The 11,607-nt window shown below is 71.4% G+C and carries 9 protein-coding genes and 2 pseudogenes; 9 read left to right on the top strand and 2 right to left on the bottom strand.

What is annotated here, in order from left to right:
* From KBY81_RS14910 to KBY81_RS14900, 3 genes and pseudogenes are all read left to right on the top strand, one after another.
* A pseudogene (locus tag KBY81_RS14910) lies at window positions 1-292 on the top strand (RNA polymerase subunit sigma-70); the annotation flags it as partial.
* A gap of 146 nt (window positions 293-438) precedes the next feature.
* Complete coding sequence (locus KBY81_RS14905; protein ID WP_254976917.1) at window positions 439-1,827, top strand: S1C family serine protease; 1,389 nt, start codon at window positions 439-441, stop codon at window positions 1,825-1,827.
* A 100-nt stretch (window positions 1,828-1,927) separates the two neighbouring features.
* Window positions 1,928-2,242, top strand: coding sequence for a DUF1971 domain-containing protein (locus tag KBY81_RS14900; RefSeq protein WP_254972105.1), 315 nt, complete (start codon window positions 1,928-1,930; stop codon window positions 2,240-2,242).
* Here KBY81_RS14900 and KBY81_RS14895 read toward each other — a convergent pair.
* Entirely contained in the window at window positions 2,230-3,201 is a 972-nt protein-coding gene (locus KBY81_RS14895; RefSeq protein ID WP_254972106.1) for a hypothetical protein, read from the bottom strand. The two genes, KBY81_RS14900 and KBY81_RS14895, sit on opposite strands and share 13 nt — an antisense overlap.
* Window positions 3,202-3,206: 5 nt before the next feature.
* Window positions 3,207-5,429: a catalase/peroxidase HPI gene (gene katG, locus KBY81_RS14890; RefSeq protein ID WP_254976916.1), complete on the bottom strand. Its 2,223-nt coding sequence runs from the start codon at window positions 5,427-5,429 to the stop codon at window positions 3,207-3,209.
* 120 nt (window positions 5,430-5,549) lie between these two features.
* Between katG and KBY81_RS14885 the strand changes: the two genes are divergently transcribed.
* The 6 genes and pseudogenes from KBY81_RS14885 to KBY81_RS14860 all read left to right on the top strand — a co-directional run.
* Window positions 5,550-6,104 carry a hypothetical protein gene (locus tag KBY81_RS14885; protein WP_254976915.1) on the top strand — a complete coding sequence of 185 codons (555 nt, stop codon included), beginning with the start codon at window positions 5,550-5,552 and terminating at the stop codon, window positions 6,102-6,104.
* The gene (locus KBY81_RS14880) at window positions 6,104-7,558 is read left to right on the top strand and encodes a glycoside hydrolase family protein (protein WP_254976914.1); all 1,455 of its coding nucleotides are present in this window, start codon (window positions 6,104-6,106) and stop codon (window positions 7,556-7,558) included. Before KBY81_RS14885 ends, KBY81_RS14880 begins: the two co-directional genes overlap by 1 nt.
* Window positions 7,559-7,596: 38 nt before the next feature.
* The gene (locus KBY81_RS14875; RefSeq protein WP_254976913.1) at window positions 7,597-8,541 is read left to right on the top strand and encodes a sodium:calcium antiporter; all 945 of its coding nucleotides are present in this window, start codon (window positions 7,597-7,599) and stop codon (window positions 8,539-8,541) included.
* A 54-nt stretch (window positions 8,542-8,595) separates the two neighbouring features.
* Entirely contained in the window at window positions 8,596-8,931 is a 336-nt protein-coding gene (locus KBY81_RS14870; RefSeq protein WP_106219563.1) for a hypothetical protein, read from the top strand.
* A 19-nt stretch (window positions 8,932-8,950) separates the two neighbouring features.
* The gene (gene sulP / locus KBY81_RS14865) at window positions 8,951-10,663 is read left to right on the top strand and encodes a sulfate permease (RefSeq protein ID WP_106219562.1); all 1,713 of its coding nucleotides are present in this window, start codon (window positions 8,951-8,953) and stop codon (window positions 10,661-10,663) included.
* Window positions 10,660-11,607, top strand: a pseudogene (locus tag KBY81_RS14860) (bifunctional NADH dehydrogenase FAD-containing subunit/selenide, water dikinase SelD); the annotation flags it as partial. The gene sulP and the pseudogene KBY81_RS14860, both read left to right, overlap by 4 nt.

The raw sequence follows: 11,607 nt of genomic DNA, 5'->3' as shown, positions 1-11,607 counted from the left end.
CTACAACGCCCTGCTGGCCCTGGCCCCGAGTGCGGGGGCCCGGGTGAGCCGGATCGCCGTGCTGGCGGAGCGGGCCGGCCCGGCCGGCGCCCTGACCGAACTGGAGGCGCTGGCCACCGCCGACCCGGCCCTGGGGGACCACCAGCCCTGGTGGGCGCTGCGGGCCCACCTGCTGCAGCGGACCGGCCAGGCCGGCGCGGCCCGGCAGGCCTACCGGCGCGCCATCGACCTGGCGGACGATCCGGCCGTGCGGGCGTTCCTGCGGCTTCGGGCCGACAGCCGAAGCGTCTGACTTGACGCACCTAAAACCTGAAGCCAGCCTGAATGATCAGGGCCACTCCCCACAAAGGACGGACGATGCGGCGTTGGACGGACCGAACGTGTGATCGGAGCCATCGGGCCGGGTACTGCCGAGGCAGCCGCATCGGTGCCTGGCTGGTGCTGCCGGCCCTGACGCTTGCCGGCGGTTGCTCCCGGGCCGTCGACAACATCGACGAAGTGAAGGCAGCGACGGTTCGGATCCTGGCTGAGGGCCCCATGGCCGAAGCGGGGGAAAACGGCGAGATCAAGATCGGGACCGGTGGGGGCTCCGGCAGTGGCTTTCTGGTGTCAGGTGATGGGCTGATCCTCACCAATTATCACGTGGCGATGAACGCCCCCAATCTCAAAGTCTTTCTGAATGGTGATCCCACACCTCGTAGTGCGTCCCTGGTCGGGGCGTCGCAATGCAACGACGTGGCCTTACTGAAGATCGAGGGTCGGGATCTTCCGTTCTTCGAACTGGACGTTCGCCAGCCGATCAAGGAAGGGGATTCACTTTTCCTGGCTGGTTTCCCCAGGGGAACCGAAACCTACACCCTCAAGCCGGGTGCGGTGAGCACCCTGAAAAGCACGGTGAATCTTCCTTCGGCCGTCCTGACGGAAGCCTTCGAGCATTCCGCCGACTCCCAGCCCGGCAACTCTGGCGGGCCCGTGGTGCGGCCCAACGGCAAGGTGGTGGGCATCCATTTCGCCGGCGCCAGGGACTATAAACAGCCACTGGCGATTTCCTCCCGGCTGGTGGCCAACCTGCTGCCATCCCTGCGCCAGGGTAAGGATGACTCCCTGGGCATCGGCATCGACGGCTCCTACCGTGGTGCCATCACCGGGTTGCTGGTGGCGAGTGTGAAAGCGGGGTCGCCGGCGAACCTTTCCGGGGTGGAGCCCGGGGATCTGATCACCTCACTCCAGAACGTGACGGTCAAGTCGCAGAACTCCGTACCGCAGTTCTGCGAAACCATCGCCTCCCGGGGGCAGGACCAGCCGCTGATGGTGGAGCTTTACCGGCGGGCCGATCGTCAGATCCTGGCGGGCCCCCTGGGCAAAGCTGATCCCCTGCGAACGAAGACGAGCTTCACCCCCTTCTCCTTCGCTGGCTACGACATGTTGGTTCCCACCAACTGGAGCCGTAGCGATCAGGAAACCGTAGGCGAGGGAGACCGCGCCTACGTGCGTCGGGTCGCTGCCCCTGATGCAGGCGCTTTCAACAAGAGCTATTTCGCCAACGGTGTCGAAATAAGAATTTCCAGGCATGCGCAGAAGATCAATGGTCGTGACATCGCGGACCTCAATGCGCACTGTCAGGGCGAGGGCAAGGAAGCCACGATCAGGAACGGCAGCATCACCACCTATGTCTGGGATGGCTGCCGAAACAAGGCCTCGATCATGTTGGCGATTGCCAGTTCATCCAGGGACCCTGCCTATGCGCTTGGGCTCCTCACCCAGCTGGAGAGCAACATGGACATCACAGAACGGCAGGTGATGGTTGATTCCATCAACCTCCCCTGAGCAGCCGCTGTGGCAATCAGCAGCAGGCCTGCCGGCGCGCCATCGACCTGGCCAGAGGATCCGGCCGTGCGAGCGTTCCTGCGGCTTCGGGCCGAGACCCATGCACCCTGATCTGCCTGGCGGCCTTACGCCCTACAAACGCACGCCCACCTTTGACGCGGAGACCGTGCCGGCGGGTCTGAGGGCGCAGCACAGCACCAAAGCGGGGGTGTGGGCCCGGGTCGTGGTGCTGGAGGGCTCGCTGCCGTTCCGGTTTCTGGAGCCCGACGAGGAGCTGGTGGTGCTGACGCCCGAGCGGCCCGGCATCGTGGCGCCCACCCAGCGGCACCAGGCCGAGCCGGGCCCCGGTGTGCGGTTCTACGTGGAGTTCCACAGGGCCGGACCGCCGCTCACGCCGCCACCTCAGACCGCCTGACGCGGCCGGATGCCGTACTGACGGCGCACCTCCTCCAGGGGCAACGGGAAGTCGTCCCAGGGATCCCAGTCGCTGATCAGGTCCCGGGTGACGCCGAGGCCGTGCTCCAGACCGCGGAAGATCACCTCCGGATCCGCCTGGCCGGTCTCGGCCGCCGTCACCGGGGTGGAGCCGATGCCCAGCTGGAACTGGGCCAGGCCGAACAGGATCGTGAAGAAGGGGTCGTTGCGGCCGAAGCCGGCCTGGAAGCCGAGCACGCCGCATTCCTCGCTGGGGCTGGTGCCGTAGCCGCCGAGCACGTGGCAGCAGTCGTGGCGCACCACCGGCGGCGGCGGCCCGCCCAGCTCGCCGGGAACGCTGAAGCCGTTGGCATCGATGAAGGCCAGGTAGGCCCGGCCGAGGCTGCCGTGGGGCAGTTCCGCCAGGGCTCGGTAGCGGCGGGCCAGGGCGGGATCCTCCTGCTTCAGCAGCGAGCGGGCGATCTGCAGGGCGCCGGCGGGGCCCTCATCGCGCACGTAGGCCGCGGCGGCCCCCCGCTGGAACCCCCGCCGCATGATGTCGAGGCGCACCAGGTTGAACTGGTGGTCGAGCACGTGGCGGAAGGCCTGCACCGGGGCGTCATCGATCGCCAGCGCCCGGGCGGTGGCCTCGAGCCGGGCCAGGACGTCCTCGCCAGGGGAGTCCTCCAGCAGGGCCAGAACGGTCATGCCCCGCAGGATCCGCTGGCGCCATTCGCTTTCGGGCACCGCCGCCGCCAGCTGCTCCGGCGTGAGAGGGGCCAGCGAATCGAGGGGGATGGGCAGCCGGATCAGGTGGTCCCGGATCGCGGTGATCGTGCGCAGGGCGATGGGGCTGGGGGGCCCGTCCACGGAGGCGATCGCCAGCAGGCTGCCCAGGCCGGCCCGGCCGATGGCCTCGCGGCGTTCCGGGGGCGGTTGCGCGGAGAGGAGGGGGTTCATGGCGTTCAGGCCAGCTCGAAGCGGTCGAGGTCCATGACCTTGCCCCAGGCCGCCACGAAGGCGGACACGAAGCGCTCGGCGGCGTCGGCGGAGGCGTACACCTCGGCGATCGCCCGCAGCTGGGCGTTGGAGCCGAAGATCAGGTCGACGCGGCTGGCGGTCCACTTCAGATCACCGGTGTGGCGGTCGCGGCCCTCGAAGCTGTCCTCCGCCTCGGAGGTCGCCGTCCAGGTGGTGCCCATGTCGAGCAGGTTCACGAAGAAGTCGTTGCTGAGGGTCTCGGGGCGGTGGGTGAAGACCCCATGCCGTGACTTGCCGTGGTTCGCATCGAGCACCCGCAGGCCCCCCACCAGCGCCGTCATCTCCGGGGCGGTGAGGGTGAGCAGCTGGGCCCTGTCGATGAGCAGCTCCTCGGCGGAGGCCGGCAGGCCCGGCCGCAGGTAGTTGCGGAAGCCGTCGGCCTTCGGCTCGAGCACGGCGAAGGAGGCCACGTCCGTCTGCTCCTGGGAGGTATCCATGCGCCCGGGGGTGAAGGGCACCGTCACCGTGTGCCCGCCCCGCCGGGCCGCCTCCTCCACCGCGGCGCAGCCGCCTAGCACGATCAGATCGGCCAGGGAGATGCGCTTGCCGTCGTGGCGGGAGCCGTTGAACTCCTGGCGGATTGCCTCAAAGGCCTCCAGGGCCCGGGCCAGTTTGGCGGGCTGGTTCACCTCCCAGTCCTTCTGGGGGGCCAGCGCCAGCCGGCCGCCGTTGGCGCCGCCGCGCTTGTCGGAGCCGCGGAAGCTGGCGGCCGCGGCCCAGGCGGTGGCCACCAGCTGGGAGATGGGCAGCCCCGTCGCCAGGATCCGCCCCTTGAGGGCGGCGATGTCGTCAGCCTCCACCAGGGGATGGTCGACGGGCGGAATCGGGTCCTGCCAGAGCATCACCTCCTCCGGCACCAGGCTGCCCAGGTAGCGGGAGCGGGGCCCCATGTCCCGGTGGACGAGCTTGAACCAGGCGCGGCGGAAGGCCTCCCCCAGCTGGTCGGGGTTGGCATGGAACCGCCGGGAGATTTCCAGGTAGGCCGGATCGACCCGCAGGGACAGATCGGTGGTGGCCATCATCGGAGCGTGGCGCTTCGAGGGGTCGTGGGCATCGGGCACGGTGGCCGCCGCCGCCGGATCGGTGGGCCGCCACTGCCAGGCCCCGGCCGGACTCTTCTCCAGCGCCCACTCGTAGCCGAACAGGTTGTCGAAGTAGCCGCCGTCCCACTGGATGGGGTTGGCGGTCCAGGCGCCCTCCAGCCCGCTGGTGATCGTGTCGTCCCCCTTGCCGCTCCCGAAGCGGTTACGCCAGCCCAGGCCCTGCTCCTCCAGGCTGGCGGCCTCGGGTTCCGGTCCCACCAGGTCAGGGTCGCCGGCGCCGTGGCACTTGCCGAAGGTGTGGCCCCCGGCGATCAGGGCCACGGTCTCCTCGTCGTCCATCGCCATGCGGGCGAAGGTCTCGCGGATGTCCCGGGCGGCGGCGAGGGGATCGGGTTCGCCGTTGGGCCCCTCCGGGTTCACGTAGATCAGGCCCATCTGCACGGCACCGAGCGGGTCTTCCAGCTGGCGGTCACCGCTGTAGCGCCTGTCCCCCAGCCATTCGGTCTCCGGGCCCCAGTCGATGTCGATCGGCGGCTCCCACACGTCCTCGCGGCCCCCGGCGAAGCCCAGGGTGGGCAGGCCCATCGACTCGATGGCGCAGTTGCCCGCGAAGATGATCAGGTCGGCCCAGGAGAGGGCGCTGCCGTACTTCTGCTTGATGGGCCAGAGCAGGCGCCGCGCCTTGTCGAGGTTGCCGTTGTCGGGCCAGCTGTTGAGGGGGGCGAAGCGCTGGGTGCCGGAGCCGCCGCCGCCGCGGCCGTCGTGGATGCGGTAGGTGCCGGCGCTGTGCCAGGCCATGCGCACGAAGAACGGCCCGTAGTGCCCGTAGTCGGCCGGCCACCAGTCCTGGGAGGTGGTCATCAGCGTGAACAGGTCCTGGCGCAGGGCCTCCAGGTCGATCGTGCGGAACGCCGCGGCGTAGTCGAAGCCGCTGCCCATCGGATCGGCCTGGGGCGCGTGCTGATGCAGCACCGCCAGGTTCAACTGCCGGGGCCACCAGTCGCGGTTGGAGCGGGCCCCGGCCGTGCTGCCCCGGAGGGTGCCGTGCAGGAAGGGGCATTTCCCGCCGGTGTCGGCACCGGACGGCGGGGACAGTCCTTCCATCGGCGGCTGCAGCGTCTGCGCTGAATGTAGGAATGGAATTCCGGGAGGCCCATGGAGGCCAGGAGGGGCCCCCGGGAGATCGGGCCACAATGAGATCAGCCCGTGCCTCCCGGTGCCCCCATGACGACCCCCGCCCGTGCCGCCGCCGGACCGACGACCGGGTTTCTGGAGGAGTCCCCCGGCAACCGTTCCAGCATGCGCCTGATGTGCCTGCTGGCCCTGCTGGCCTCGATCGCCTTCGGGTCGATCACGATGCTGCGCAGCGCCCCCATGGTCAGCCGCGACGCGGCCGGGCAGGACAGCCTCACTTATCCCCCCCGGGACGACACCGGGATGATCGTCACCTTCGCCTTCCTGCTCGCCGCCTTCGCCCCCAAGGTGGTGCAGAAGTTCGCCGAGCAGCGTCTCGGGGCCCTGGGGTCCACCGGCCTGCGGGAGCTGGTGCTCGGCGTCGTCCGGTCCGAGCCGGCCGCGGCCGGCGACCCCACCGGCGCCGCGGCCACCAGCGTCGTGGAGGATCCACGCCTGGGCCAGCTGCGGGAGGAGCTGGGGCGCCTGCGCGCCGAGCTTGAGCGCAGCCGCACCCCCATCCAGGTGACCCCGGCCACCCCCGTCGCCCCGCCGGCGCCGGCCCTGACCCCCCTGGAGCGGATCCGGCTGGGGGGAAGCCTCTGATGCCGTACATCACCGCCCGCCAGGATGCGGGGCTCAGCCCCAGCCCCGCCGCCGCCGATGCCGACTCCTACGTGGCGTCCGGCTCCCGCATCGCCGTGACCTGGGTGCGCCCCGCCCCCGGCTCGGACCTGGCGATCGCCCGGCTGGCGGGGCCCTACACCTGCCCCGGCGGCGCCGTGCCGCTCCCGGATGGCGAGCAGCGCTACCTCAATCCCGCCCGCTTCATCATTCCCGATGAGGCCTGGTTGCCGGCGCCCGGTGGCGGGGCGCTGCCCCTGGAGGTGGCCCAGCTCAACCACCACTACGAGGGCTGCCGGCTCCAGGCCTACCCCGATCCCCGCACCGGCGGCGCGCCGATCACCATCGGCTGGGGCAGCACCTTCTACCAGGACGGCTCTCCGATCCGGCTGGGGGATGTGATCACCCAGGAGCAGGCCGACGCGCTCTACGAGCACAACTGCCGCGAGCGGTTCTGGAAGGTGCTCGAGGCCACGATCCCCTTCTGGGCGGAGATGGGGGATCGCCAGCGGGCCGCCCTGTGCAGCTTCGCCTACAACAACGGCGCCCATTTCCACGGGGACGGCTACCACGACACCCTGGATCGCCACCTGCGGGAGCGCCGCTGGTCGGCCGTTCCCGCGGCCCTGATGCTCTACCGCAATCCCGGCGAGACGGTGGAGGTGGGGCTGGGCCGCCGTCGCCGGGCCGAGGGACTGGTGTGGGGCGGCATGGAGCCCGCCGCCGCCTGCGCCCAGGCGGAGCGGGAGATCCGCACCCCGGCTGACTGCGAAGCCTGGGAGCAGCGTCTGAAGCAGGAGATCGCCGGCCCGGCCCCGGCGGCCAAGGCCCTCACGGCTCCGCCCGCCGCCCCCGCCGCCCCCGCTGCCCCCGCTGCCCCCGCCCCTGCGCCCGCCACCGAGCGGCCCACCGACCCTCCCGGGCTGGTGGGTCCGAAGAAGACCCCCCGGGACTTCGGCTTCAGCGGCTCCGACAGCCATGTGGTGGTCAACGACGTCAGCGAGACGGCCCGGGCCTATGACGTGGAGGGCCGCCTGCTCTGGGAGATCCCGGCGCTGGCGCGCGGCCAGGGCCGGGAGGACCAGTACCGGGACACCTCCACCGACACCCCTCCGGGGATCTACCGCATCGCCAAGAAGGTCTACCGGGACTACGAGCAGGACCCCAGTCCCACCTACTCAGATGATCGCCTCAGCTATGGCTGGTACAGCTTCGATCTGGAGGATCTGGAGATGCAGGAACGGCGTTTCGGCCGGGCCGGGATCATGGTGCACGGCGGCGGCAGCGCCTGCGGCTGGCCCGGGGCCTGGGCGCCGCGCCAGCGCCTCCACGCCACCCTGGGCTGTGTGCGGCTGCACAACGAGGATCTGCGCGACCGGCTGCTGCCGCTGGTGGAACAGGGCACCGTCTACGTGTCGGTGTACCAGGAGGCCTGAGCCAGCCGCCAGCTCCCTGTCCAGCCATCGGCGTCCCCATGGCGACCGCTGACCTTGTGTTCCTCGGGTCCGGCGTCCTGGCCGCCGGCGTGGGCGGGGAGCTTTTCGTGCGTGGCGCCGTGGGCCTGGCCCACTGGGCACGCCTCTCACCCGGGATCGTCGGGGCCACGGTGGCGGCCTTTGCCACATCCAGCCCGGAGTTGTCGGTGGCGACCATGGCGGCGCTCGAAGGCAAGCCCCAGATCGCGCTGGGGGATGCCCTCGGAAGCAACGTGGTCAATGTGGCCCTGATCCTGGGCCTCACGGTGGCGATCTCAGGGCAGCGCATGCCTGCGGAGAGCGCCCGTCGCGATCTGCCGGTGGCCTTGGCGGGCCCGCTGCTGACCGGGCTGTTGCTTCTCGACGGCACCCTCTCGCGGCTGGATGGCGTCCTGCTCCTGGTTGTCTTCCTCCTTTGGATGACGGGCGTGGTGCAGGAGGTGCGTCGACAACGCAGCGTCGCCGAGGTGCTTCGGGGGGAGCGGCGCGGCTGGCCTGCCGTCCTGTTCTGTGGCGTCGGCCTGGGGCTTCTGCTGGTGGCCGGGAGGCTGGTGGTGCTGGGGGCCCGGGGTCTTGCCCAGTCCTTCGGCATCGACGCCTTCCTGGTTGGCGCCACCCTTGTGGCGATCGGCACCTCGATGCCGGAGCTGGCCACGTCGCTGATCGCGGCCTGGCGGGGTCAGGCTGAGGTCGGCCTGGGCACGATCCTCGGCAGCAACATCTTCAACGGGCTCTGGGTGGTGGGTGTCGCCGCCACCATCACCCCGATCGCCGTGCCGCTCCAGGAGGTGCAGCTGGTCCTTGGCTTCGGCCTCGGGGCGCTGTTCCTGCTGATCCTCCCCAAAGGCTCTGACCTCCTGCAACGCTGGCGCGGCTGGTTGCTGCTGACCCTGTACGGCGTTTATGTCCTGGCGATCGTGCGTGGCCGGGGGCTGATCGGTTGAGGTGTTGCGGACCGTGGTACGCCCCTACCCTGACGGCACCGCCCCGGCCCCGGCATGCCCACCTCCTTCGCCCTGATGCTCCTGGCGCTGCTTGATGCGACGCCGCGGATCGCCGAGGCCCAGCCGCAGAGCGGGGAACTCAGCCCGCGGGAGGAATTCATGGTGATGGTGGGGGTGGGCTCCGGCTACATGAGTGCCCTCTGCAACCTGGAGAAGGACGGCTACATCGCGACCGCCACCCGCGCCAAGCTGGCCCAGGAACAGCTCGACGTCATCGGCGGCGACCCTTCCACCAAGGACGATCTGGAGGGGGTTCTGGCCGGCATGAAGGGCGTCGAGGAGGACAAATCGCTGTGCCCCAGCCAGGTGCTGCCGCCCCGCCGGAAATGAGCTGCGGCGGGGGACGCTGATGGAGCCGCGCCAGGGCCTGGCCGTGGTGCTGCCGGGGCTGGCGCGGCTGCTGGGCTACGAGCGCAGCTGGCTGCGGCCCGACCTGCTGGCGGGCCTCACCGTGGCGGCCTACCTGGTGCCCCAGTGCATGGCCTACGCCGAGGTGGCCGGTCTGGCGCCGGTGGCGGGGCTGTGGGCGATCCTGCCGCCCCTGCTCCTCTATGCCCTGCTGGGCTCGTCCCCCCAGCTGTCGGTGGGGCCGGAGTCCACCACCGCCGTGATGACGGCCGCGGCGGTCGGGCCGCTGGTGGCGGGGGATCCGCTTGTCTATGCGGGTTTCTGCAGCCTGCTGGCCCTGCTGGTGGGGCTGGTCTGCTGCGCCGGCGCCTGGGCCCGGCTCGGTTTCCTGGCCGATCTGCTTTCGAGGCCGATCCTGGTGGGCTACCTGGGGGGTGTGGCCCTGATCATGATCGGCGGCCAGCTGGGGCGGGTCAGCGGCCTGAAGCTGCAGGCGGCCGCGCTCCCCGGCCAGCTCCTGGAGCTGCTGGGCCGGCTGGAGGAGATCCACCGGCCCACCCTGCTGCTGGCCGTGGGGGTGCTGGTGTTCCTGCTGCTGGTGCAGCGGCGCTTCCCCCGGGCCCCGGGCCCCCTGCTGGCGGTGCTGCTGGCGATGGCGGTGGTGGCGGTGGGCCATCTCGATCAGCAGGGGGTGGCCGTGATCGGCGCCATCCCGGCCGGTCTGCCCCACCCCTCCCTGCCGCCCGCGGTGTCGGGCGCCCAGCTCCGCTCCCTGCTCACGGCGGCGGTGGGCATCGCCCTGGTGGGCTACTCCGACAACGTGCTCACGGCCCGGGCCTTCGCCGCCCGGGGCGGCTACCGGATCGACGCCAACCAGGAACTGCTGGCCCTGGGCACCATCAATCTGGGCAACGGGCTGATGCAGGCCTTCCCGGTGAGCAGCAGCGGCAGCCGCACCGCCATCGGCGATTCCCTCGGCAGCCGGTCCCAGCTGTTCTCCTTGGTGGCCCTGGCGATGGTGCTGGCGGTGCTGCTGTGGCTGCGGCCGGTGCTGGCCCTGTTCCCCACGGCGGCCCTGGGGGCGATCGTCATCTATGCCGCCCTGCGCCTGATCGACATCCCGGAGTTTCTGCGGCTGCAGCGCTTCCGCCCCAGCGAGTTCCGCCTGGCCCTGATCACCCTGGTGGGGGTGCTGCTCACCGACCTGCTCACCGGCGTGGCCCTGGCGGTGGGGCTGTCGGTGATCGATCTGTTCGCCCGTCTGGTGCGTCCCCATGACGCCGTGATGGGGATCGTGCCCCGGTTGGCGGGCCTGCATGACGTGCGCGACTGGGAGGGGGCGCGCACGATTCCCGGCCTGGTGCTGTTCCGTTTCGATGCGCCGCTGTGCTTCGCCAACGCCGAGCACTTCCGCCAGCGGGTGCTGGAGACGATCGCCGCCGAATCCCAGCCGGTGGCCTGGTTCGTGCTCAACGCCGAGGCCATCGTGGAGATCGACATCACGGCGGCCGACGTGCTCGAGGAACTGCAGCGGGAGCTGACCGCCCGGGGCATCACCTTCGCGCTGGTGCGGGTCAAGCAGGACCTGCATGCCCAGCTGGAGCGCGCCGGCCTGGTGGAGCGGATCGGGCCGCGCCTGTTCTTCCCCACCCTGCCCACGGCGATCGCCGCCTTCCAGGCCCGCACGGGCGGGGCGCCGCTGCCCAGCCCATGAACGCCGCCCCCGAGCGCCACCAGCTGCTCCTGGCGGGCGGCGGCCACAGCCACGTGCTGGTGCTGCGCCGCTGGCTGATGCGCCCGCGCCTCCGGCCGCCACACACCCGCATCACCCTGGTGAGTCGCCACGGCACCGCCCTCTATTCGGGCCTGCTGCCCGCCGTCGTGGCGGGGCTGGAGCCCCCGGAGGCCGCCGCCATCGACCTGCGCCGCCTCTGCACCCTGGCGGGCGTGACCTTCGTGCAGGCGGAGATCACCGGGCTGGACTTGGCGGCCCGGGAGCTGCGGCTGGCGGGCCGTCCGCCCCTGCGCTTCGACCGGCTCAGCCTCGATCTGGGCGCCGTGACCACCACCTCGGGATGGTCGGGGGGGCAGGCGATGGCCGTCAAGCCGCTGGAGCCCTTCCTGGCCTGGGCGGAGCAGCGTGTCGCCGGCGAACCCCTGGTGATCAGGGGGGGCGGCGCCGCCGCCGTGGAACTGGCCCTGGCCTTCCGGGCCCGGGGGATGGCCTGCGAGTTGTTGCTGCAGGGGGAGCGCCTGAACCTGGGCTCGACGGCGGCGAACCGGGCCGCCGAACGGCTGCTGGCCCAGGCGGCCATCCCGATTCAGCGGCGGGCGCCGGCGGAGGCCCCGGCTGATCTGGCCTGCACCGGCAGCCGCGCCCCCGCCTGGCTGGCGGCCGCCGGTCTGCCGGTGGACCCCGAAAACGGCCGGGTGCTGACCGAATCCAGCCTGGCGGTGATCGGCCATCCGGCCCTGTTCGCCAGCGGCGACTGCGGACTGATCGCCAGCGATCCCCGGCCCCCCTCGGGGGTGTGGGCGGTGCGGGCGGCGCCGGTGCTGGCGGAGAACCTGCGCCGCAGCCTGGCCGAGCCCGCCCGGCCGCTGCGGCCCTGGCGGCCCCAGGCGCGGGCCCTGCAGATGCTGGGCGATGGCGGCTGG

This window comes from Cyanobium sp. Lug-B (genome assembly GCF_024345635.1).
Classification (GTDB): Bacteria; Cyanobacteriota; Cyanobacteriia; order PCC-6307; family Cyanobiaceae; genus Cyanobium; species Cyanobium minutissimum.
This window is presented reverse-complemented; position numbering and strand designations above follow the sequence as displayed.

Bases quoted from the DNA above. Each gene is read 5' to 3' on its own strand.
- KBY81_RS14900 (WP_254972105.1), top strand. From the start codon at position 1,928: ATGCACCCTGATCTGCCTGGCGGCCTTACGCCCTACAAACGCACGCCC.
- KBY81_RS14895 (WP_254972106.1), bottom strand. From the start codon at position 3,201: ATGAACCCCCTCCTCTCCGCGCAACCGCCCCCGGAACGCCGCGAGGCC.
- KBY81_RS14875 (WP_254976913.1), top strand. From the start codon at position 7,597: ATGGCGACCGCTGACCTTGTGTTCCTCGGGTCCGGCGTCCTGGCCGCC.
- KBY81_RS14885 (WP_254976915.1), top strand. From the start codon at position 5,550: ATGACGACCCCCGCCCGTGCCGCCGCCGGACCGACGACCGGGTTTCTG.
- katG (WP_254976916.1), bottom strand. From the start codon at position 5,429: ATGGAAGGACTGTCCCCGCCGTCCGGTGCCGACACCGGCGGGAAATGC.
- KBY81_RS14870 (WP_106219563.1), top strand. From the start codon at position 8,596: ATGCCCACCTCCTTCGCCCTGATGCTCCTGGCGCTGCTTGATGCGACG.
- sulP (WP_106219562.1), top strand. From the start codon at position 8,951: ATGGAGCCGCGCCAGGGCCTGGCCGTGGTGCTGCCGGGGCTGGCGCGG.
- KBY81_RS14880 (WP_254976914.1), top strand. From the start codon at position 6,104: ATGCCGTACATCACCGCCCGCCAGGATGCGGGGCTCAGCCCCAGCCCC.